The organism is Microbulbifer mixtoriginis (SeqCode) (genome assembly GCF_052467705.1).
The window spans coordinates 2,738,200-2,762,586 of the sequence record NZ_CP174322.1; the positions used below are offsets into that span (position 1 = coordinate 2,738,200).

Annotated in this window: 13 protein-coding genes; 2 read left to right on the forward strand and 11 right to left on the reverse strand. The window is 51.4% G+C overall.

Annotated elements, in window-relative coordinates:
- Positions 1-722 precede the first annotated feature (722 nt).
- Entirely contained in the window at positions 723-1,622 is a 900-nt protein-coding gene (locus tag ACJJIB_RS12055; protein ID WP_444884832.1) for an NAD(P)/FAD-dependent oxidoreductase, read from the reverse strand.
- A gap of 110 nt (positions 1,623-1,732) precedes the next feature.
- Between ACJJIB_RS12055 and ACJJIB_RS12060 the strand changes: the two genes are divergently transcribed.
- The gene (locus ACJJIB_RS12060; RefSeq protein ID WP_444886216.1) at positions 1,733-2,143 is read left to right on the forward strand and encodes an Rrf2 family transcriptional regulator; all 411 of its coding nucleotides are present in this window, start codon (positions 1,733-1,735) and stop codon (positions 2,141-2,143) included.
- Positions 2,144-2,296: 153 nt separating this feature from the next.
- Positions 2,297-2,980 carry a VOC family protein gene (locus ACJJIB_RS12065; RefSeq protein ID WP_444886217.1) on the forward strand — a complete coding sequence of 228 codons (684 nt, stop codon included), beginning with the start codon at positions 2,297-2,299 and terminating at the stop codon, positions 2,978-2,980.
- Between the two features lie 89 nt (positions 2,981-3,069).
- Here ACJJIB_RS12065 and ACJJIB_RS12070 read toward each other — a convergent pair whose 3' ends face one another.
- From ACJJIB_RS12070 to ACJJIB_RS12115, 10 genes are all read right to left on the reverse strand, one after another.
- Entirely contained in the window at positions 3,070-5,202 is a 2,133-nt protein-coding gene (locus ACJJIB_RS12070) for a TonB-dependent receptor (protein ID WP_444886218.1), read from the reverse strand.
- A 25-nt stretch (positions 5,203-5,227) separates the two neighbouring features.
- The gene (locus tag ACJJIB_RS12075; protein ID WP_444886219.1) at positions 5,228-8,638 is read right to left on the reverse strand and encodes an ABC transporter permease; all 3,411 of its coding nucleotides are present in this window, start codon (positions 8,636-8,638) and stop codon (positions 5,228-5,230) included.
- Positions 8,635-9,522 carry an ABC transporter ATP-binding protein gene (locus ACJJIB_RS12080; protein ID WP_444886220.1) on the reverse strand — a complete coding sequence of 296 codons (888 nt, stop codon included), beginning with the start codon at positions 9,520-9,522 and terminating at the stop codon, positions 8,635-8,637. Before ACJJIB_RS12080 ends, ACJJIB_RS12075 begins: the two co-directional genes overlap by 4 nt.
- 67 nt (positions 9,523-9,589) lie before the next feature.
- Positions 9,590-10,696, reverse strand: a complete 1,107-nt coding sequence (locus ACJJIB_RS12085; protein ID WP_444886221.1) for a Gfo/Idh/MocA family oxidoreductase — start codon at positions 10,694-10,696, stop codon at positions 9,590-9,592.
- Complete coding sequence (locus ACJJIB_RS12090; RefSeq protein ID WP_444886222.1) at positions 10,686-12,974, reverse strand: class I SAM-dependent methyltransferase; 2,289 nt, start codon at positions 12,972-12,974, stop codon at positions 10,686-10,688. Before ACJJIB_RS12090 ends, ACJJIB_RS12085 begins: the two co-directional genes overlap by 11 nt.
- A gap of 9 nt (positions 12,975-12,983) precedes the next feature.
- Positions 12,984-14,135, reverse strand: a complete 1,152-nt coding sequence (locus tag ACJJIB_RS12095) for a class I SAM-dependent methyltransferase (RefSeq protein ID WP_444886223.1) — start codon at positions 14,133-14,135, stop codon at positions 12,984-12,986.
- Positions 14,132-15,232 carry a saccharopine dehydrogenase NADP-binding domain-containing protein gene (locus ACJJIB_RS12100; protein ID WP_444886224.1) on the reverse strand — a complete coding sequence of 367 codons (1,101 nt, stop codon included), beginning with the start codon at positions 15,230-15,232 and terminating at the stop codon, positions 14,132-14,134. The genes ACJJIB_RS12095 and ACJJIB_RS12100 overlap by 4 nt, the downstream gene beginning before the upstream one ends.
- Positions 15,229-16,983 (reverse strand): ABC transporter ATP-binding protein, encoded by a 1,755-nt coding sequence (locus ACJJIB_RS12105; RefSeq protein ID WP_444886225.1) that lies wholly within the window; start codon positions 16,981-16,983, stop codon positions 15,229-15,231. The genes ACJJIB_RS12100 and ACJJIB_RS12105 overlap by 4 nt, the downstream gene beginning before the upstream one ends.
- The gene (locus tag ACJJIB_RS12110) at positions 16,980-18,788 is read right to left on the reverse strand and encodes an ABC transporter ATP-binding protein (RefSeq protein ID WP_444886226.1); all 1,809 of its coding nucleotides are present in this window, start codon (positions 18,786-18,788) and stop codon (positions 16,980-16,982) included. The genes ACJJIB_RS12105 and ACJJIB_RS12110 overlap by 4 nt, the downstream gene beginning before the upstream one ends.
- A complete protein-coding gene (locus tag ACJJIB_RS12115; RefSeq protein ID WP_444886227.1) occupies positions 18,789-24,374 on the reverse strand; it encodes a non-ribosomal peptide synthetase in 5,586 nt (1,861 codons plus the stop codon).
- Positions 24,375-24,387 lie beyond the last annotated feature (13 nt).

The window sequence follows — 24,387 nt, forward strand, 5'->3', positions numbered from 1 at the left end:
GCACATATTTATGGATATCTTGAATAACACCAAAGGGTAAGTGCTTCTGTGTGGACAAAAAATGCCACACATTAATAAGCTGCTTTATTTAAGGTATAAAACCTGGAAATTTATAAGTAAGTTAAGCATGCATACTTTCAATGCTGACAAGCTCAGCAGCTATAAGATCCTGACTAAGGCCTTTTCCATATAGATAAACCTCCACCAAAAAGCTGCACAAAATTATAAAAAATTCTTCCTTGCCGAAAAATTAACCACTAAGAACCCCCCCAACAATCGTACTGCCTAATGTGGTAACTTTATGCCGACTCAAATTTTTTCGTTTCAAATCACTACACGTGTTTTCATGCATTTATGAGATGTACCGCTGATAGAGCACCGCTATAAACTACCTTTATGGCGTACGTAAGCGCCGAGTCATAGGAATTGAAAGGCGATAAAATTGAAAAAATACAATTTTTAGAGGTGCCCCACATTAAAATATAACGTACCGGTTATCTCTAGCTTTTAAACTTTATGAATAGCAAGGGACAATATAGGTAACTAACCTAGTGTTGCCATAGGAAAATCGACTACCGCACCTAACCCTTTGTCATAACTTATGCTTTACAGTTCCTTCTAAGCATTTCTATTCACGTCAGTATTCACGTGTTCATCAGTACGCCAAACATTTAAGCCCGCATCTAAAAACTTTATCACCTAAGTTGTAACCAGAAGAAAGATCAACAGTTAAATATCAGTGAGCGATGAGCCCCAATCCCTGCCATGGTGCCTGATGCAATAGCAAAGGTTCCACTTTGCATTGGGTTGGATAAATCTCCCGCGGCAAATATTCCCTTAACGGAGGTTTCCTTAAACTCGTCTACTTTCACAATCCGTCCTGTAAACGAGTCCTCCAGCTCCAAACTCAATTTATCTATAAAAGGCAAAGTCATCTCAGATTTAGGGCTCACGTAAAGCCCCTCCAGTGGTAATCTGCGCTTATCCGCTAAGATAACGCCACTCAAACTATTCCCTTCTCCCTCTAGGCGGATAATCGGGACTTCCTCTACAATCACACCACGGACTAGTAAATGGTCGAGTATCTCCCCCCCAGGGCTAAACTTCCCCTGGGTGAATAAGGTAGTTGCCCCCCAATCGGGGATCATCGCTGCTTGATGGAAAGAGAGTTCGCTGGTTGCCAGTACACCTAATGGGCGATCACTCAACTCATAACCATGGCAGTAAGGGCAGTGAATCACACTTCTTCCCCAGCGCTTTTTCACCCCGGGAATATTCGGTAACTGGTCAGAAATGCCTGTTGCAAGAATCAGCCTCTTCGCCTCAAAAGTGGTATTTCCTTGTGTCTTGACAACAAACCCCTTGTTCAGGATCTCAACACTATTCGCAGTGCCCTCTATAAGTTGAAAGTTTGAATAGGAGCTCAACTGAGATAATGCCGTTGTACGAATCTCTGCGGGAGTCTTACCGTCCAGACAAAATATACCATGAGACGCTTTCGCAAAGCGGTTTCGGGGTTTATTCGCATCCAACACAGCAACCTTGCGACGTCCCCGGGAAAGTTGCATTGCCGCCGACAAGCCGGCAAAACTGCCCCCAATGATCAACACGTCCACATCCATCCCTCCACTATCATGTAACTTTAATTGTTACACAAAAGTATAAGGCTGCACGGCAAATGTAACAACAAAAGTTTCGTGATAAGCTACATGACCTGAGACACAGGTGACTTATGCGTAAAGACAGCAGACTATCCCGGGCACTTCATGTCCTTATCCATCTGAGCGTGGCTGACAAGCCTGTTACTTCAGACAAGATGGCCGCTATGCTCCTTACCAACCCCGTTGTAGCCCGCAGGACCATGGCGCTTTTGCGTGATCAGGGCTATGTGCGATCCATTAAAGGGCACAACGGCGGCTGGTCGCTCACAAAACCCTTAAATGAAATCACCCTTCTTGATATTCACAAAGCCTTGGGTGAGAGCTCAGTTTTTACTATTGGCCTCACCGACGAACACGATGACTGCATCATTGAACATTCCGTAAATACGGCCCTAAAAGATGCAATGAATGAAGCAGAAAGTATTTTACTTGCACGTTTTGGTGAAGTTACGCTTAGTTCGCTTATGGACATATACCGTTAACCCTTTCCGCTCCCATAAAGAAATAGATTTTAATTCCTAAGAAACCATATATGCTCAAGTTTGACCTGAGATAACTAAGCGTAATTTATGTATTGTCGTTTAAATCTTAGTTTTAACAAAGTCGTTGGATAATTAAAAATTCCGGGTATTATCATGAAAACTCGCTGTAGCCACGTTTTACTCTGGGTAAAGGATATTCATCAAGCCGTACGAGATTTCCGCCAGCTCGGTTTTTCCGTGGATTACGCCACAAAAGAAAAGAGCGCCCAGCACGCCCATATTTGGTTTAGTGAAGGGGCTATTATTGAATTATTGACATCTCCATCCAATGCCCACTATTTCAAATGGCTTATTGATATCTTTGCCGGCCGAGGCGCGGGACGTAGGATGATACGTTGGTCACAAGAAGGAGAAGGTTTTTGTGATGTTGCCTTAGTCAGTGACGATTTTGATAATGATCTTTCAGTAATGAACCGTGAAGGGGTTCAAACCGGGCGAGTAATTCCATGGCAACGCACCAAGCCAAACGGAGAAAAAACCAGTTTCCGCTTTGTTTATCCTCGCTCTGAGCGACTGCCATTCTTAGTGAGTCCGTACAACCCATCTCAATACCCCCAAAAAACAAATCATAAAAATGGTGCTACTGGCCTGAGTAAAGTGCATATGGAAGTCAGTGAGCAGGACTGGCAGTCTGTGCAACGTTTAACCAATCAAGATTCCATATTTAATATCAAACCCGGTCCCACAACCAAAGTTACAGGCATAGAAGTTAGTGGTCTGAACGAATATTTGGACCCAACTCTATTGCATGGAAGTAAAATAACCCCTGTAAATTAAACAAATTAGTGGATCAATCTTGTAAAGAGATTGATCCACTAACCATCGAGCTATACAAAACAGCTATTAACTAAGCTGTCATAACCTCATTACAGACGATAAAGTGCTCCAATTCCCGCGCGACGCCCTTTTGCCGGCGCCCCTATTCTGGCGTCAGGAGCAAATATCGCATTGGTGTAACCGTATAGTTGATACTGCTCATCCAGCAAGTTATCGGCAAACAGGTAGAGTTCCATAGAATCTGTTTGCAGTGCTAGGCGCAGATCCACTTTACTATAAGCATCCAGATTAAAATGATTTTGTGCATCTGCCGGGCGCTCATCCACATGGCGAACTGTTAGATTGGTATTGAGAGCTGGTGCACTTAAACCCATAAAGTCTGGTAGTGGCTGGTAGTAATTTAATGCCAGACTTGCACTCCAGCTAGGCACATCGGGTACTTCATTACCCGCCATAACATCACCACCGGAAACGCCGTACACATCTTTGGTAATTTCTGTATCAAGGAAGCTCAAGCCCCCGGCAATACTGAACCTCTCAGTAATAAACCAATCGACTTCAATCTCTGCACCAAAGGTCTCCGTATCCGCATTCACCGCTGCCGATGAAGCAGTAACAAAATCAAAGCCGAGCAAATGGTCATCTTCCACTGAGTTAAAGAATATCGCACCGCTGATATTCAAGCTGTCTGATTCAGACTTGATACCTACTTCAATGCTGTCAACTGTTGCTGGGCGGTATGCCAAGCTATCAGCTGATTGTGTAGCAAAGTCATTGAAGCCACCGGATTTATAGCCTCGTGCGGCCATTGTGTACAGGTTGGTAGATTCACTGAGGGAGTAGTTGAGAGCCAATCGCCCTGTTGTATAGTTATCATCCAAAGTTCTTTGATCTTTGGAGACATAAAAACTCCCATTCGTGCCATAGCTGGCGTACTCGCCGGCGTAGTCCTTACTCTCTTGGGTGTAACGTAATCCTGCTGTTAATTTTATGGCTTCGGTTATAGGAAGCGTAGTCTCACCATAAATAGCCTGGCTATCAGTTTCATAATCCCGGTATTGGTTGGCGTAGGACACTAGATTAACAGAGTCAAAGCTTCTCTCGGTATCGTGTAAGTTGATTCCAATCACCCAGAAAGTCGATGCATCAGGTAGCGAGGACAAACGTAAATCCTGGCTGATCGTTTGCTCATCCTGGCTATCGCCACGAAGATACTCCATCGGGAAGCCAAAGACAGCTGTCATAGTCGCCGGGTCGTAACCGGTTAGGTAACTAAAATCTGTGTCAACCAATGCGGTGATTGAGGTCAATTGACTATTACCCAGTTGATGGTTGATTTCTGTGGAAAAACGCTCAACTGTTTTCTCGTTATCGTCAAATGCCCCCAAGGTATGTTCACTGCTTGGATCATCGCCAAAAGGTTGCAACAACTGCAAGTTCAAGAAGCCGTCCTGGTGCTGTCTCTCTGCGATAAACAGCGCAGAGGTCTCCGGGCCCAAATCCCATAGCAAGCTTCCCCGGAATGCCAGATCTTCAGGCTCGGTCATTGGCTCACCATTAGTGGTATTTTCAACCCAGTGGTCCTCACTGGTGTGGCGCACAGCCAAGCGACCACGGAGTGATTCAGAGAACGGGCCGCTGATCACCGTTTCATAAAGGCTCTGGTTATCTTCACCTAGCTCAATGCGGCCATATGCTTCAAACTCCTCAGTTGGTTTCTGGGTGGTAATATTGATCGCCCCAGCTTCACTGTTACGCCCAAACAAAGTCCCTTGCGGACCTTTTAAAATTTCCAGGCGTTCAATATCCAGAGTCCCGAGGGATACATTCCCTGCCGGCATAGAAACACCATCAAGGTTAACCACCACAGAGCCATCATCTTTGTTTACCTGGTTGAGAGAGCCAACACCACGGATGCGGATATTCGCATCCACCGCACCACTAGATGAGTAGACATCAACTCCGGGGGCACTGCGTATAGCATCTTCAACGTTGAGATGCAGCCGGTTTTTTATCTCCTCTTCACCAATAACACTTAAACTGAAGGGAATATCCTTGGCTTTCTCTTTTGTATGCCGTGCAGTGACTTCAACAACTTCCATCGCGTTCTCAGAAGCAGCATTTTCCGCAGCAGAATAGGCTCCAGAGGCGTACATTAATGTTGCGGATAGCAATGAAATCTGTTTGCTGAGTTCTTTTTTATCTCGGATTAAGCTGAGCATGAATTAATATCCTTTCTACCTATAATTAATCGTTATTCAAAACTTCAGAACTCTCAGCCAGTAAATTCTGTGCAGGGTCCCGCTGATAAGATGGCCAGATATCTAGCGCCAATACTTTTTCGGAAGGCAAACGATCGATCAGTGCATTTCCGTTGATGACCTCTGCATCCAGCTCGTTGATATCGGCTAACAAACGGTAACTGGCAGTTTCGGTAACCGGCTGCCACCCGCCTTTCTCCCAGCGCCAACGCTGCCCATCCAGGCGTATCTGGCCTGTTTCCAAATATTCGACCGTTAAAGCTGATGAAAGAGGAGCCCCGAGCATATTTTGTGTGCGTGTCACGCCCACATAGGCGTTTAACACACTCTCGATATTTTTCTGCTGCTGAATATCATCAAGTAATGCAGACAGGGATTCCGGAGTTTGATGAAGTGTCCAATCCAGTGCGGCCACCGGTGCGTAGTAGCGAGCCCAACCAGAAATCGGCGCTGTGCTTAAACGTTCAACAGGTATTTCGCTGCCTGCCAAATCTCTAGTCGTTTTGTCGGAATAGCGAACCAGAACGTCATCGAGCACTTCGATACCGTCAATTTCTGCAACACACAACAGGCCTATCGCTCCCGAAACTCCATCGCTTAACCATGCAGAACCAGCAATACGTCGTAAATCCGACTTGGCAACTAGATGCTGACGGGCCAAGGCACGGGCAATATCAACACGCCTCAGCCAACGTCCTGTGCCCTCATCGGCAATATCCCAGTGAGGACCTTCGGATAATTGCAGTAAGGTACCGCTGGCGCGAGTCTCGCCGAGCCCTCTTGGCCACTGGGCAATTCTCTTAATTTCGATATCCGTACCCAGCCGCTCATTAACGCAGGCCTGCATCTGGCCCACATCTTTTGCAATGGCGGAGACCATATTAGAGCGGTTGGACTCATGGGGAATTTCAAAACCATCGAATACTGCAAGTTCCTTATCAGGTGCCCATTGAATGGCGAAATCCAAGGGACCATTAGTACTCCCCTGCTCGCTGAACACAGGCTTGTCAGCGCTTTTAATACGAACTTGCCAGCGCCAATCTCCCGAAGGGGCTGCGCCTTCAAGGGGTGTGGCAAGCTGTGCGGTTGGCAGGATGAACTCACGGCTTAAACCCAGAGCTTCGCGCTCTGCTGGCACCCGCAAAATACGCTCGGGATCAATGCCTAGACGCGGAACAATATCACTGGCTTGTAACCAGACTCCGCTGGGTGTCAGCCCCGAGGGCTCCCCCTCAGCTGACCAGCCGGGAGCAGTCAGTTGCCACGATAGTTTGATATTACAACCTGGCTCAGGGCAGCCTGAAATTGGCAGGGACATATGGTCGTAGCGTTGTTCAGCCGTTACTTCACGCCCATCCACTAAAGTATTCACCAAGACAAATCCCTGAGGCAATTCAAAATGCAGGCCCTGTCCATCAACCTGGACTTGGAGCAATTGCCACTCAGCTTCCACTGTCTGATTATCCGGGTTGATACTGATTTTCAGATCACCGCCAGATACTTCAAACTCACTAGCTTTCGGCAACCAGTATGCTTCCCAGGCTGCATCTTCCCGCTTCAGTTGCTCCGGTGATTGATAACCTCCCTGCACTACCAACTTGTCTTCCAGTACAGTACCCAGACCGAGAAGAAATAGAGCGGAACAAGCCACCAAGGCACCCTGAGGAGCCATAAGGCGAGAGCGTATCAGGGCAAAACCCCGGGACATGCGGCTATCCAATCCCCTTGGAATCCATAGCGCAGCCAGGCCGACCATCAATACGGCGAGTGCAACTTTGAATCCATCCAGCGCTAACAAATAACCGATCCAAGGTTCCCAACCACTGAGGGCCGACAGTTGGATATGTGCAGTAATACCCACTTCATAGGGAGGGTAATGCACCAGCTCCAACTCATGATTCAGTACCAAAATAAAAGTCACGAACATTGACATGGAGTAGGCAAAGCCCGCATGTCGGAATAGCGCATGCACCAGGAGCACCATCATCGACAACTCTAATAACGGCGCTGTCACTATCAACAACTGGTAGGTAAATGCCTGGCCTATATCGACAGAGGCTGGTGCAGAAAGAAGTACGGCAAAGATGCCCGATAATCCCGGTAGCAGTGCCAACAGCACTGTCATAGCAAATACCGTAAGGGCAACACCAAACAGGCGCATATAATCCGGCGCTGGAGTAGCAGCCAGCATATCCTCAAACCCTGGCACCTGATCCCTGCGGCATACCAAGCCAGTCAGCGCTGCGATCACAAATGCAATCACAAGAAAAATAACATCCTTGAGGAGTGGCAACAGCATTTCCAAACGCGGTGCCATGGGCCCTTCGGCATGCCAGATAATTTGGGTAAAAGAGCTGACGACCCCCATCACGACGAGTATCGCCACACCAACCCACCAGGCCCGACTACCCCATACATGGAGCAGCCTCCAACGGGCTTCCAGCATTAATTGACGCAGGCTGCGGCCAAGTGATGCGCTATCCGGCTTGGATGGAGTGAGATTTACTACTTTACTGGCAGCTGTCTTTTTGCTGGCTTTAGCGCGAGTAGGTTTGGCAGACCCTTCCAGAACCAGGTCCTCCCGTCGCAGGTATTTCAAGTAGACAGCTAGAGCGAGTAGCGGTAAAAGACACCAAAAAATCCGGTTTAATACCGAGCCCAGGGTAAAGGGCAATAAAGAAGAGGATTTTTGCAAAGGTGTCCAGGAGGTGACTTCCGTATAAACAAAAGTAAACAGCGAAGGGTCCATTACCGCAGCCAGCTGCGGATTAATGCTTGCACCCTGAAGCACGATTACAGCAAACATCCACAGCATCATCAGAGCCGCAGCGAGCCCAAAAGGACCTGCCAGGCTTCGAGTGCGTAGCGTCATAATAAAATACAGAGCACCGATACCGACGCTGGCGGGGATCTGTAGCCAGATCCATGCAAAGCCGAGGGCTTTCCAGGGGGCTGGGCCAATCGCCGCTTCAGGCAGTAAGCCCATCCCGACCAATACCGGCGAGAATAAAAAGCCCACCAGCGCCGATGCACTTAATATGGCTCCTATAACCGCTGCACCAATAAACCGCCCCCAAAGCATAACCTTCAAGGAATTCGGGGTTGTATAAATGACTTCGTGCAAACTGGCTTTGCGATCGCGCAGAATCGGCTGTGAGAATACCCAGGCCCAGGCAAAAAACTGGAAGAACATACACCCAGCACCCATTAGGTAAATGAGCGATGGCGAGTTCCGGGGGATATCTGTAGCCCCCATTTTTTGCATATAGTCTGCGTTCACCAAATTCAATAGCAGGTAAATCACCAAGCCCCAAAAGGCCAATGCCACAATGCCGCTGCTAAAACCGGCCCTTATTTCCAGCTTTGCCTCATGGGCAATAAGCGCCAGCTTATTCATGCCGCCTCCCGCTGGTCTTTTACCTGTTCAATCGCCAGGTGATAAATATCTTCCAGGCGCGGGGTATGGGCCGTAAAGCGCGGGTCTTCGGGTTTCTCACCGTGCACGATTACCTGGGTGCCATCGGGCTTGGCAATATTGTGCAGGGATTCCGGTAACTGCTCGCCCCGAGGAATCAGTGCTTGCCACATCTTGTCTTTATGGGGAGCAGTCACTTCCGGGGCTGTCCCCTCAACGACGATGCGCCCTGAGGCCAATATCGCCAGGCGCTGACACAGGTTTTCGATATCTTCAACGATATGGGTGGAGAGCAATACAATCGCATCCGCCGCGACATCCGCCAAAACACAGTGAAAACGATTGCGCTCAGCGGGGTCCAGGCCTGCTGTGGGTTCGTCGACAATGATTAGGCGCGGCTCACCGATAAGTGCAATAGCAATACCAAAGCGACGCAGCATGCCGCCGGAATAAGTTGATACAGCTCGATCGGCCACATCGGCCAAATTAACCTGCTCCAAAAGCCGATCCACTTCCCGACGTCGAGCACTCGTTTGGGTAAAACCTTTAAGCCAGGCGAAACGATCCAGTAATGTCCGCGCGGCAATCCCGGGGTAAGCACCAATATGTTGCGGTAAATAACCCAATTTCCTACGCATAAAATCCGGATTTGCCAGAACATCCACACCATCGAGAATAATCCGACCACTATCTGGCGTTTGCAGGGTTGCCAATGTGCGCATCAAACTACTTTTCCCAGCGCCATTCGGCCCGAGCAACCCATACATTCCGGGGCCAACTTCCAAATCAACACCGTTTAGCGCTTTCACCCCGTTTTTATAAGTCTTAAAGAGTCCTTCAACGATCAACCCTGATTGCTTTTGCATCTCTTCTCCTAACCCCATTTATAAGTAAAAATTCCGTAATCACTTTTTTTGCTATTTGCGTTGCCTTTTAGTCGCAAGCCTGGCGAACAATATCGGTAAGTGCCTGCACTGATACTGGTTCCGGTTCCCCGGGCTGGATTAATGCCGGCATACCGATACGCGCAGTTAAATCACTCCATGCCATCGACACACTCAAAGCCCACTGGCCGCTTTGCCTGCGTTTTTCAGGTTGCGCGATATCAGCGCAAAGGGAATGCAGAGCCTGGATAACGGCCTCAGGCCAAGTGAGGGCAAAAATATCGTGGTAACTGCGCATGTCCGAATCACCCAGGGTTACCATGCTGGGAACCGCCAATCGCTCGATACCCTCACCGCTCAGTATCAGCCTGCCTGTTTGATCCCGTGGTGAATGCAGCCTTGGATTCCACAGCACGGGGCCGTGGGTATCGGCCAGGGTTAGAACACCCCCCTCACTACCTATGGCAAGTCGATGCAGTAACAGGGAGTGATTGTCCGGGTCTTGTGGGTGCACCTGATTTTGTATGCGCAACGTCAAGGGCACTCCACCAAGAGTGGCCGATAAACTCTGAAAAGGGTGTCCTTCAGCGTGTACCGGCTCACTAAAAGACCAGGGGCGAAGGCCACCTGCCGCGCGGCCAATGACATCCAGCAGCGGATAGGCCATCTGGCTGTTGCAGATCGCATCGACCATTTCCAGGCACTGGTGCCGACGTAAATATTCGGCCGCCGCCAAAAATTGCCTGGTAGGACGCAAATTTGGATATAGCGTATTAACCGCGTAAGCCGCATTTCCCTGCTTTGCCGCCAGCAGGTTTGCAGTAATTTCCTTGGTGTGGACCGGGTGCTCCTGCAATACATGAATACCCCGCTTGAGTAGCGATTGGGCCAATTCAGAACCCTCGCCCCCCGTTGCCCCAGAACGAACAACAACACAGACTATGTCGACATCATCGGGGATTTGTTCTGCCTCGGTGTAAAGCGGCACCCCATATTGCTCGGCACAACTTCTGGAGAAATCACTGCCCCGAGCCAGTAATCCGGCCAACTCAAAGTATTCCCGACCGGGTAATCTGGAGGAAGTCAGGGCTTCGAGATAAATACGGCCAAAGCCTGTCCCTGCAACGACAACTCGCTTGCGCTTGTCAATTCCCATAGGACGAATCTCCCTGATGACTGTCCATGAACTGGGCCCATTCCTGCAACTGGGCGTTGTCTACCTGCCCCTCAAGCGTCAAAGGCAGTTGGTCCAAAACCTGGATAAAGATTTCTGAATCAAAATGATCGATATATTCGGCCAGGCAATCTGCCGTTAGGCGCATTTGATTTTGTTTGGCTCTACAGGCAAAGAAGCGATGTCCCTGCCTGGAAAGGGGGTGTTCAGATACCGGCAAATCCATAGCCAACTCTAATCCGGCAGCCTCCAGGGCATTGTGCCACTGGGAAAGTGACAGAAATGTTGCACCGGAATCCGTACGTTCGTCGACGGCATCAACCAACATAAATGCCTGTGAAGCCATTACCCAGAACTCCTCACTGGTTGGCTCGGTCATAATGAACCAACCTCCCGGGCGCAATAACTCAGCCACTCTTCGCAGGGAGGCATCTGTGTTATGGGCGGCATTAAAAACACCACCGGCAATAATTACGTCGAAGCTATTGGGAGAAAATCCCTGGCTGCGCAACGAACGATCAATATCAAACAAACCACGGCGCAACCAGGGGCGTTGCTCCTGATCACCATGCTGTGCGAAAAAGCTGTCGAGAAAAGCCACAGAGATATCCGTGAACTGGTAATCAAACTGAATATGGCCACTGGCATCGTCCAACACGGGCAAGAGAGCCTGGGTTGTCGCGCCAGTGCCTGCACCAACCTCTAAAATTTTCAGGGGCTGTGGTTGCCCTTCCCAGTTATTTAAAATGGACTTCAATAAAGCGCTGACTGCACGCTGTTGGTACCTGGCAGCTATACCCTCCCGGTAGAGCGCACTCGCCAACTCAGTGCTACCACGGGGGAGCAACAGGTGCACAGCCTGGACTTTGCCTCGAATCAGATCTGGTAATTGCTCCGCATTAGCGCGGGCGTAATCGATCGTTTTGCTCGCTCCAGAAAGTGCTCGCCAATCCTGTTCCAATTGACCCCAGGCCTGGGCAAGAGCGGTATCACTGTAGCTATCTGGATCAACCTCGACACGCCAGCTGTCACCGTCAGCACTAAGTAACTGTTGCTCCTGTAAAACCCTAACCCAACGTTTAATCAAGGCTCGGTGCTGTTGAGCAACCGGTGGGGTTTCGAGTAGCTCTGCCAAACTGTGTACTGAGTGCTGATCACAAAACAGTCCCAGGTGACTAAAAGCATTCAACATAGAGAGCAAAGCGGTAGCGTTAAGCTGTTCGGTAACCTTTACCGCATGTTCCAAGTCAATATGGGCAAATTCTGTATCCAGCTCGGTATTGATCCCTTCAAATAACCCAGCCATATCGGGCATGCCAGGCTTGCCCTGTATCTTCTCCTGTACCTTAGCTTGTGCAAACACAGCCCAGCGGTCGCCCCCGGTTAGGGGCACAGTGAAAGAGTTGGCGACGGCGGGGTGTTTCGCAACGCTCTCAGTGATGGCCTCAAGCTTTTGGGTTAACGCCTGCTCCGCCTTTGCAACAGGTTCTATATCTGTCTCGCTACAGACCCAACCAGCTATCTCACTGGCTAATAGGCGCCGAGCATTCTGCAACAGGGGTTGTGGCAGCAATACTTCGGTTTCATATAACAGGCATTGCAGACTTTTCAGGTTTGTCAGGGCAATTGCGGGATGTGCGACCAATCCCTTTAATAAAGTTGCCGGCAGTATTACTCCGCTAAACCCCGAGCGCTCCAAAACAACCAGTGCTTTTGCGGGATTGATTTCAGGCGACTGTAAATAGACAGCAAGCCCACTACTCCATGCCGCAAGAATGGCAAATCGAGTAAACTTATTCAGAGGGGAAAATACCCCTACACTGCCCTGAAGAGCCCTTAGCGACTCTTGTTGGGATTTATACAGTGTGAAATTTGCTTCAGTGGTGTCATCCTCTATCAGCCCCTTGTGTGTTAACAACAGGGAAAGTTCTTCTTGAACGACTTCCAATAAATCTGGGGTTTGTACTTGAAAGAGCTCAACCTCTGCATTAGCCGGGGGTTCAGTTTCAAACCCGATCCCCAACCTTAGCGCCACCAAGTGCAAAAGCAGTCGAACTGCTTCTTCGCAACTATTGGCAGGTAACAGCAGTGCATTACCTTGCAAAATATCCAACTGCTCACCCAGGTTTTCTGCAACAGCTTTTGTCCAGGCCAGTACCTGGTTACCACTCCACTCATGACCATCAAGGGATAATGCAGGCGCTTCTCCCAACTGCTCTAATCCACTTAAGAGTTCCGCTGTTATTACTTCATTTTTCATTACAGCTCCTTAAACAGCTATCGCAAAAAATAGAGTTTGACCCGCGACCGATAATGGCGATGTCGATGAAGGTAAGAAGCACTTAACCTCAAAGCCGGCCTTAACCAGCTCTTCCTTCCATGCCGTGCTGTCGATAAACACCTGGTCGGTTCCCCCTCTCCGGTCTTCGCTCCCCAGCAGGGGCACCGATTCTGCGGGGGAAAGAAGAAACTGCATTGCTGTTAACATGGCATGGTTTTCCCGAGTGGATTCGCTAAACAACAGCCAGCCACCAGTGACCAGAGCACGACGAATACGCTGCAGGGTTTGGCCAATATGAGCGGCGTTGTGCAAAACATTGCCAGCCACAACAATATCGGTGCTGGCTGCTGGGATTGACTGCGCGGTAAAATCCGCATTGATATCGAGCAGGCTGCAGCGTAAGCCGATGTGATTGCGGAATTTCTTCTGGGCCGCAGTGGTGAATAGAGGCGATATATCCGTAAAGCGATAATTAATCGGCCTGCCAGCCAGAGTATCTAAAATTGCAACAGTGGTTAGACCCGCGCCGCCGCCTAATTCCAGCACTCTTAACATAGGACCGGGTTTAACAGCCTGTTTTACAATGCTTGCCGCCGCATAATTGAGATAAGTCGTAAACCAGTTGTTCTGGTAGGCGGCCAATGCGGTTAGTATTTCTCCATTCTCGAACAGCAGTTGATTAATGGAGACCTGATCCCGCACCAGTTCAGCCAAATGCGTGAGGAGCTTTTGGTGAGACTGAGCCATTTCCGGGGGAAATCCCAGCGCATCGTAGGCCTCGGGTAATTTATCTGGCCCAGCTGCACCCTTGGGAATTTGTTCCCAGGAGTAGTTGCCATTACTCAGCTTCAAAAACTCTCGCTCAACCAAGGCCACCAGCCAGCGGCGAACCAGCCAGTGGTGTCGGCAGGCGGCACCCAGTGTATTAATAATTTCGTCACTGCTGCGCCCGACATTTTCGGCGGTCAACGCGCCGCTGGAAGAAAGCAATTCCATAATCGCCCGTAGGCTGATGAATTCCAGCCTTTGCATTGCAGCAGGTAGTTGCGCCAAACCACTGTCTACCGTCATCTCAGCGGGTAGAGCTGCCAGTCCAGCCTCATGGGCAGTATTGGAAGGTGGAAGTGTCAGGTTTTTCAAATGGCTCCCTCCTCAAGGCACACCATATCTTCAATTCCCGTTTCTAGGGTGGTTAAAAATGTTAATGCACCAATCTCCGACATACGCTCCATCGCTGATGCCGGGGACAACACTTCGGCGCAGTAATGACAACCCGCAGGGATTTCATTGCGAAGTACAGCCAAAGTGGTAACTGCAGCTACCGCGGCTGTTAAATCTGCATTGCCGGTGCCCCGCAACGCGGCCGTGCGAGTACGCTCTTGCCCGTAGTAATTACCGGTAAGCTGCAAAAGCATGACTACATAAGGATGGCGCCCCGCCAGATCCAGCGCACTGGCCCGACACAATGCTGCTCGGGCTTCATCGCGACCCAAACCATGGGCGCTATTAAATGCCGATAAAATATAAGAACCGGTAATCGCGTTATACCAATCGCCTTCAGAGAGGGATAAGTCCCGAGCCAAGCGCTCGCTTTCACAATTTAAATAAGAGAGTAAAGTGGCAGTGTCAGGGAAAAACGGCAGCTCCACATCGGAGCGGCGCTTCAAAATACTATTTAGTCGGCGACCATTACGCCAGGCCGCCAATGGCTTACTGTGCTGTTCGTAAGCGCCATGCAAATAATCATCGGCAGCGACATCCGTAAATCGATCGCGCAAACCGAAATAACTGGTCAGACTCTCTACCTCTGAAAATTCCTGCTCCGCCAGCCAGCGCGGTAGCAAGCTACTAAGCCCCGGCTGTAAACCAGCTGATAGAACTGCGATTAATCCACGGTTCTGGTAATAGGATGAATCAAGTTGTTCATAGAGAGCCTCATCACCAGCAACATCGATATAGACAGCTCCCACTTGTGCCGCAGCCTTGGCAGCCCTGTCGCCGATCAAATATGAAGGTCCTGCACAATTGATCAGAACCTTACAGCCGGATACAAATTGATCCAGTGAGGCGGCATCCAGGTAGTTCACTGTGTGAAAAGAAATTACTGAATTATTGGATAACGGCTGTTTATCTGCGTTGCGGCCACCAATACGCAAAGGCCCTAATTCAAGGGACTGTAAATAACTGGTAACGGCTGTACCCACATCACCGTAACCACCTAAAATCGCAATTGTCATAGACTCACCTCCGTATCGGTCTCAACCAGTCTCCAGCCAGTTGCGCGGCTGCGCTGGCGCCAAAAATGTGCATAAAGGCCCTGCTGGGATAACAGTTCACGGTGATTTCCAGTCTCAGCCGCAGCGCCTGCATCAAGCACGACGATTTGGTCCGCATTCATCACGGTGGACAATTGATGGGCGATTACAATAAGAGTGGAACCCTGTTGTAACTGCCTCAGGGAGCTGTTCAGGTATTTTTCATTGCGTGGGTCCAGCGCCGCTGTCGCTTCATCCAGCACAACGATTGGTGCAGCTTTTAATAGGGCGCGGGCGATAGAGACCCGCTGGCGTTCGCCGCCAGAAAGTGCAGCCCCCCCCTCTCCTACCTGTGTCTGCCACCCCTGTGGCAAGCGCGCGATAATCTCATCCACGCCAGCCAGTTTCGCCACATGTTCCAGTTCTTTCTGATTGGCTTCGGGACAGCTCAAACGAATATTCGCTTCCAGGGTGTCGCTGAACAGATACACATCCTGCATAACAATAGAAATCTGCTGCATCAGATCTTCTGTACGCAGTTGTCGTACATCCACCCCACCCACTTTTACCTGGCCCTGATCGGTATCAAAAAAACGCAGCAACAAACGGGTGATGGTGGTTTTACCTGAGCCTGATGCACCGACTATCGCTGTAGTTGTGCCCGGAGAAACCTTAAAGGAAAGATCCTGCAATACCGGTTGTCCCGGCTCATAACTGAAATTCACCTGTGAAAACTCAACCAGTCCGCCCTGGGCGGTAAAAGGCTGAGATATTGGTGGCTGAGGTAGCGGCTGCTCAAAAAGAATAGCGGCCAGTCTGCTTAAATCATTACCGGCCATGCGCAGCAGACCACTGCGCCCAGCGAGTTCCGCCAGAGGACCGGTAAATCGGGCCGCCAAAGCTAGCAAAGCCACCAATTCGATAGGGGGCAGTTGTTGATGGAGCGTGAGCCAAATGCCCACGGCAATAACTGTTGCAAAGGCGAGTTGCACCATAAATCCCCCGGCAAACAAACGGGGGAAGGTCTGCCGTAACATGGACCCAGCGGCTCTGCTTTGTCCGGCAATCGCCTCTTCCAGTGGGGGGTAACCGCTGACATTTTTGCCAAATGACCTGAGTACCGCTTGATTGCGGGCAAACTCCACTACTCGGCTACTGGCGCGAGCACCGGCAGCATCCACTTCCGTTTCCATGGCACCTATCCACTGGGCGGACCAGCGATGGCCGATATAAATCAGGGGCACAAACAACAAAGCGGTCAGCCCCAAGCGCCAGTCAAACCACAACATCGCCACCCCCACTATCAGAGGAGTGACAACGCCGCTGACAACAGGGGGTAGCAGATGTGCAAAGATATTGGTCACCATCAAGGTGCCCCCAGTTGCACTGCGGGATACACGACCCACTTTTTCGGAATTGAACCAACCCAGAGGGAGTTGAGAGAGGTGTTCACCCAGGCGATTGTGCAGGGTTTTCAATACCAGAATGGCTAGTGTCGCCCCTTTAATGGTTTGCTGGTAACGGGCAACGCAGGCGATCACAACAACCGAGAACAGAGCGATCAACCAAAAGCCAACCGCCTGCATCTCAGAGGCCAACAGTGAGCTGAGCAGGGGCACCAGAAGTGTCACCGCGATTCCCTGCAAAACCCCATAGGCCAGAAGCCATACCGCATAAATGCCAACTTCACGGCGATGCGCAGGTCCGAGAATGGCGAGCAAACTGCGAATCATGATGAGACCCCGCTAGTAACCTGAGCCTCACCACTCATTGCTTTTTCACTCTGTTCGGCACTGTTGTACAAACGCCATAATTCCGCGTAGTGCTTGCCTTCGGCCAACAATTGCCGGTGACTTCCGCATTCAACCAAGCGGCCGCCGTCCAGGACCGCAATCTGGTCGACACCGGTGATGGTGTGCAGCTTATGGGCTATCACCAGTACCGTACGATTCCTCACCAAACGCGATAATGCCTGCTGAACTAGGGCTTCAGATTCGGGATCAGCATGAGCCGTGGCTTCATCCAGAATCAGCACAGGGGCATCTGCTAAAAGCGTGCGTGCAATACTTAAACGCTGAGCTTCACCACCAGAAAAAAAGGCATCCTTGCCAAATACCGCCTGGTATCCCTGGGTGAACTGCAAAATTCGCTCATGAATGCATGCACTGCGCGCAGCTTCAATCAGCTCCTGGTCACTGGCATCCGGTCGTCCAAGACGCAGGTTATCTGCTACGGTACCTGCCAACAGCTGGGTCTCCTGAAGTACAAAACCCACATGTCGATATAAATTGTCTGGAGCAATATCACGGATATCGACGTCCCCCAGGAGCACAGCACCTTGGGTCACGTCATAAAAACGGGGCACCAGCTTGGCCAGGGTGGATTTCCCGGCACCGGAACTCCCAACCAAAGCTGTGATCGAACCGGGGCGACAGCGCAAAGTAATATCGCTTAATACCGGCCGATCCTGGGTATAGGCAAAGCTAACCTGCTTAAAGAGCAGCCCTGCATCTTTGGGCTCTTTGGGTTCAGAGGTAACAGCCAGGGGCGCAACCTCCAATAATTGATCGATCCTGCATGCGGCCGCTTTGGCTTTTTGCTGAGCGGTCAGTCCCTGGCTCAAGGTCAAGATGGTCTGGGGAATCATCACGGCGATCAGCGTTGTTGCGAGAACATCAATCGGCTGAATGCCTGTATTCACCACCAGCCAGGCGCCCCCAGACAAACTCACCAACATAATGACTGGCACAGATAAGGCCAAAGAGGTCACAGCCTCCAAACGGACAAGCGGTGTCACCCAGCCCGTGTAACGGCGACTGAAATCCTCGACGGCCTGTTGGTAATTTCTGTGGGCGCGGCCGGTTTGTGAGAAAACCTTGACCACCGCAATACCGTGAACAAATTCGACAATCGCAGCACTGACCCGAGCAAAGTCCTTATCCAGCTGCTGCATTTTTTCCCCAAAACCGCGCATCATCCAGGCGTAGGACAGCAGATAAACTGGCAGGGTAAGTACTGCCAACAGGGCCAAGCGCCAGTCGAGCCAGGTTAAATAACCCAGGCCCGCCAGTGGCAGTACAAACGCTGCAGCCAACTCCACCTGGTGGTGCGCAACCATATGGTGAAGATCATCAAGGTCGTCTTGCACCGCTTTGCGCACCGCGCCGGAGGTGTGCTCGCTGTACCAACCAAGGGGCACCTGTCCCAATTTCCGCACCAGGGCCCGTCGCAGTTCCGCCTGCATACGCTGGTCGGCAATATGGGTTAACCACAAACCGATCACGGTGCAGATCCAACCCATCGCCAGCCCGGCAACTATCGCGAATACAACGGGAATAATCGCATCGGCGATATCACTGATATCGGGCGTCAGGAACAGGCGAGCCAGCTCAACGATACCGATAAAAGGAATCAGTGAAGTGAGCGCACCACAGGCACCGAGCGCCACCCCCAGCCACACGAGGCTAAGAAATGGACGCATCAGTTCCCGCAGGTTGGGCTTTCGCAAATTAGACTTTGGCAAAATTTGCTCAGACATCTATTTGCCCGCTTTACCGCGCTGTAATGGTTTTGCCAAGTGCTCAACGACAGTGGCAACCTGCGGCGGCTCCATCACGCTGAAGTGATTGCCCGGCACATGGATTAATTCAAAATCACCCAGACAAACATCCTGCCAATAAGGCGCGGCCATATGGCCTACGCCGGCAGTGACACCGAAGGATTGCTCTTCCTGGCAGCGCAAGTAGGTCATATCGCCAATATAGGGAGGCAGATCAAAACAGGCAGCACGCATACTGTGTCGGCACACCCGGAAAAGCCCTGGTATCATCGCGGCTTCAACCGGCACACCCGCCTGGGCAGAGGCCATCTCGGTATAACCGGCCAGGCGCTGTTCCTGGGTGAGTTGTGAGCGTTGCCGCACGGCTTCGGCGACCGCTTTAAGCCCGGCATCACCGTCGAGTTCTGCCATTGCACCGGCAGGAACACGACCGTTGTGTTTCTGCATTAAGGTCTCGATCGCGCGGGAAATATCTTCGCTCTCGATATGCTCACCAAATACCGCTTTTACTGGGTCGAGATTCAGGTTGGGGGCAAAAATCGCTTCGAAAGCCAGCTCTTCATCGGTATCGACAAACATTGGGATACTGTCGATCAGGCTCAGGTCAATCACATCGACACCGCGCTCCAGCAGTCTGCGCGAAACTTCCGTCGCCAGCAGGCCGCCCAGGCAATAGCCAATTAGCTGGCAACGCTGATAGCCCTCGTCGATGATTCTCTGGGCGTAATCATCGGCGGTGCGCTCGATTAACTCTTTGGCATCAATGGACAGATACGTTTCTGTATCGGCGACAGCAATTCCAATGACTGGGCCCAGATCCTGGGCCGCAAGCGCTTTACCCAGGTGCTGGAAATAATCCAGGGTACCCAGGGCCGCATGGAACATAATCCGTACCGGCGCCTCTTCTTTGAATGCCCCTTTACCCTCGCTTTTATGGCTGAAAGGAACCATCAAGGAGTTGCTGCCCTCGCGGGTAGTTGCAACCAGGTTGTCACTATCCGTGTCTGCCTGTTCCTCGGCAGCGGCATCCGGCTCAACTCTCAGTGCTCTGGCCAATGCAGCAACCGTCGGTCCATTGAGCATGTGGCGCAACAAGGCGTCGTAAGTGAACGATTTTGCCTCGGGAATCTCTTCCAACAAACGCCCTGCAACCCGCGCCATAATCAGCGAGTCACCACCGAGATCGAAAAAGCTGTCCTGTCGGCCCACATTATCGAGGCCCAGTGCATTAGCCCAGAGCTTGCACAGAGCCGTTTCCAGAGGGTCCATCTGTTCTGAGTGCGCAGCCTCTTGTGCATCGCCAGTCGCAGGGCGCCAACCGGCGAGCATTTTGCGATCGACTTTGCCATTGGCGGTGAGCGGCAGCTGGTCGAGAACTTGTAAATGGGCGGGCACCATATGCGCGGGCAATCTATTCGCTAAAAAGTCCCGCAGTTTCCCGGCACTCAAATATTGCCGATCAGTTTTCATCTGCGCGGCCAATAAGTTCATACCAAAAGCAGACAAAGGATGCTCATCTTCCGGCAGACAGAGCACTTGGCCAGCACCATGGGCTTTTAGCAGCGATTGCCATTTTTCGATAGACAGGAACTTGGTCGCCCCACAAGCGCGATCATCACCAGCCGGGTCCATCATAAAACCCTGAGTGAGAAGGATATGGGCGTGATCCACCGTTGGCTCAGTCAGGATTAACCAGCCTCCGGGCGCCAGCAATTCGACTGCACTGGCAATAGCCGCCTCTGGGTCTCGGGTACTGTTGAGCATCCCGGCACATAAAATGACATCTGCACTATTAGGCGCCAAACCCTGAGCGCGATAGTCTGTATTGAGATCCATTAACCCGAAGCGCACCCAAGGCCATTCTTTAAATTGACGGCGAGCCTCAGTCAGGAAAAATGCGGTCATGTCGGTAAATAGATAGTCAACGTCATATCCATCCAACATGGGAATAACCGACGCACTGGTAGCCCCTGTGCCAGCACCCAACTCAAGAACCGTTAACCCTCTATCGCTCTGGGCGGCAATGCGGTTAATTAATGCGGCAACGGCGGCATTGTTATAGCGGGCGATAAGGTCATCCCGATAGAGGGACAAGGCCACCTGCTGGTCACCCTGGGGGAACAACAATTCAAACGGGTTTTGTTGATTTGCTAGTAACTGGGGTAATAACTCGACATGATCCCGGTGATATTGCAGGAATTCCCGATTACAAAAACCGCTTTCAATTCCCTGCTCAACGCGCTTCCACGCTTCGTCAACAGCAGATATGTCGACTGCCTGGGTACGAGTATATTTTTCCTCAGCGCCGGCGCTGATCGCGGATAAGCCGAGCAGCTTTGCATTAACGAGAAGGCCCAACCAACGACGCACCAGCCAGTGATGCTTTTCGTGGACTTCCGCTAGTGAAAGAATTTCTTCTGCACTGTATCCCTGCTTGCAATCTGTAAATGCCCCCAGGCCCATCAAGCCGTGAAGCATCGACAACAGGGCCGCTTCTTCAAGCGCCTGCACATAGTCGCCGACACTGACAGCTTCCGGCTCACCGGCCTGGTAGTGCGCAAACTGACGCACCGAATTTACCAGTTCTGGATCGATAACCGCCGGCTCCGCATCATCCATGCGGCGACTTTCCACAAAGCCCAACAGGTTTAAATCCGCTCGCGAGCCTCCCTCTTTCTTCTCAATCACCGCCGCTGCTGTTGACACTGCCGGGTGGGCCAATAGCGCAGACTCCACCTCTCCCAGTTCGATACGGTGTCCGCGAATTTTTACCTGCCCGTCTTCACGGCCCAGGAATTCGAGTTCACCACCGGGCAAATAGCGGCCCAAATCGCCAGTGCGGTAAAGGCGCTGGCCGTCCACCGGATGAGAGAAGAACTTCTGCTCAGAGAGGGCCGCATCACCGAGATAACCATCGGCCAATCCCAGGCCAGTAATCATCAGCTCACCCGCCACCCACACAGGGGCATCGCGCAATTGGCAATCCAGCACCCGGAAGCCCTGGTTCGTCAGCGGCACGCCATAGGGAATACTGCTCCAGGCGGGATCGACTCGATCAATACGGTGGTAGTTGGACCAGATTGCAGCTTCTGTAGCCCCACCCATGCCGATCAGGTCCAGTGCGGGCACATGGCGCCTGATATGTTCCGGTAAAGTAACCGGAATCCAATCTCCCGATAGCATTGCCAGTCGCCATTCGGACAACGGCCGAGGCTCTGTATCCAAATAGGTAGCCAGCATTTGCAACTGCGCGGGGACAGAGTTCCACAGTGTCACCCGGTGCTCATCCATGACCTCCGCCCAATGTGAAGGGTCTGCACCGCGGGCCGGATCGGGCAACACCAAAATCGCACCGGCTGCCAAGGGGCCAAAAATATCGTAGACCGACAAATCAAAACTGAGTTGGGCCAAACCCAAAATGCGATCGCCCGGGCTCACTTCGAAGCGGCGATTAATATCCATCACCGTATTTAACGCGGCCCGATGATTAATCATCACACCTTTGGGTTCGCCGGTAGAACCGGAGGTGTAGATAACATAAGCCAGCTGCTCCGGGTCGCTGTTACTGGCTAGCGGGATCTCAGTTTCAGGTGCCAGGCTATCTACACTGATCACCTGCACTTCTGATGGCCACTTAATTTGGCTGGCGAGGTCGCTGAGTGTCAGGACGTATTCCGTCTCTGCACTGAGCAACAATTTATTGAGCCGTATTTCCGGTTGTGCCGCGTCCAGTGGCAAATAGATACCACCGGCCAGGAGCACACCGAGGGTCGCCGCTATTTGCTCTCGCCCTTTGGGCATTGCAATGGCTACGCGGCTACCCAGCTGGAAACCTTCTTTGCTCAGCAATTTGGCGATACCCGCCGCTTTTTTCGCCAGGTCGCCATAACTCACACTGCCATTGCAATCAATAATGGCGGTAGCTTCCGGTGTCGCCGCTGCCTGGGTAAATACGCCCTGATGCAATAACTCTGAAGGAACTGGCCCATCGGTTTGATTAACCTGATACCTTTCCTGTTGCTGCCACTCGGGTAAAGAAACCGGAGACTTGCCAAGCCATTGCCCGTCGCCGCCAGCAGCAAGCTCATTCAATAAGCCGGTAAAGGCCGCGAACATATCCTCCACCAGGCTCGATGGAAAAATGCCCTGGCGCACGTCCCAGTTAATTTCCAGACCTTCGGCATCATCTCTCACCTGGCAATCCAGGGTGACTTGCGGTGTCTGGGTAATTCCTCTGCCGGACTTTCTACCGCTAGCGGGTTTTTCGGTATCTCCCAGGCCAATAGCACTGGTAAATACAACCGGCATCAATGCGGCCTCGGGTCCTCGCGCACGGGACATTTCCCGCAGTACTTCCACACCGGAGAACAAGCGGTGATCAATATCACTGAACAACTGTTCGCCAATGCCTGCCGCCCAATCGCGAAAGGTTTTTCCATTGCAATCACCAATCGCCAACACACTGACCGAAGTAAAATCACCGACCAGCTGGTTAACCTGAGGGTGTAAGGGCAGCCTATTCAATAAGGTAAGACTCAGGCTAAAGCATGGCTGGCGGCTCCACCGCTGCAATACCGCTCCGTAGGCAGCCAGCACGGCAACCGACGCGGTTAAGCCGGCAGTACCGGCTCGCTGCTTCAGTGTCTGCCAATGCGCCGTGTCCAGGCGGTAGTGGTGGCGATTAAAACGTACAGATTCAGCCTCGGAAGCAGGCGGCAAAACCGGTAACTCAGGTGCGGGTGGCAATTGCTCCAGGCGATCCAACCAATAGCGGCGATCATTTTGGTAGCCTTGGCTATCCAATAAACTTCGTTCGGCCAGTAGGTAATCACGAAAATCAATTTCCAGTGGCGGCAGGACTGCACCGGGGTGAGACAGCAGGAGATCGAGCTCATTAAATAAAATGCCCGCACTGGCCCAGTCTGCGATCAGTGCATCCATAGAGAAATGCACTATATGGCCCTTATCTATGCGGCTATGGCGCAGCTCGAACATGGGCCACTCACCAATGGTGTAGTTGCGGTGGCCCAGTTCATCCCTCACCGATTCCAAGGCAAGTTCCAGGGCATCCTCGTCCAAACCCGTGAGGTCCTGGCTTTTCATTTCGTAGTACGGCACTTGGGGGAGAACCCGCTGGTATCCCTCCTGCTCGATAACCGCCCGCAACATCGGGTGACGTTCAATGAGTTGGTTCCAGGCTTCCTGCAAACCTTTTGGATTTAATCCCGGGTATTCCAGCTCCAGGTAACCGTGGCAAGCAACGTCGCCGTAGCCAAACGCAGTTTGTCGACCCAACAGGTAGGCAGTCTGCACATCGCTTAAAGGGAAAGGCTCATGCCGATTATCTTTATCAGCCTCAACCAGCACTCCCAGGTCCTGGTCGTTGCCAACGGCTGTTTGAGCAGCGCTCAGTATTTCGATAATTTGTAACTTGTGTTCCCGCAGCCTCTGCTTGTGCTGCTCCGACAGCAGGCCTTTGGCCGCGCGAAAGCGCAGTTGTTCAGACTCGGTCCAGAGTTCCACCCCAAGCCCTTGTAATTCGTCGATCAGTTCCATAGCCGTCATGGGGTTAAAACTC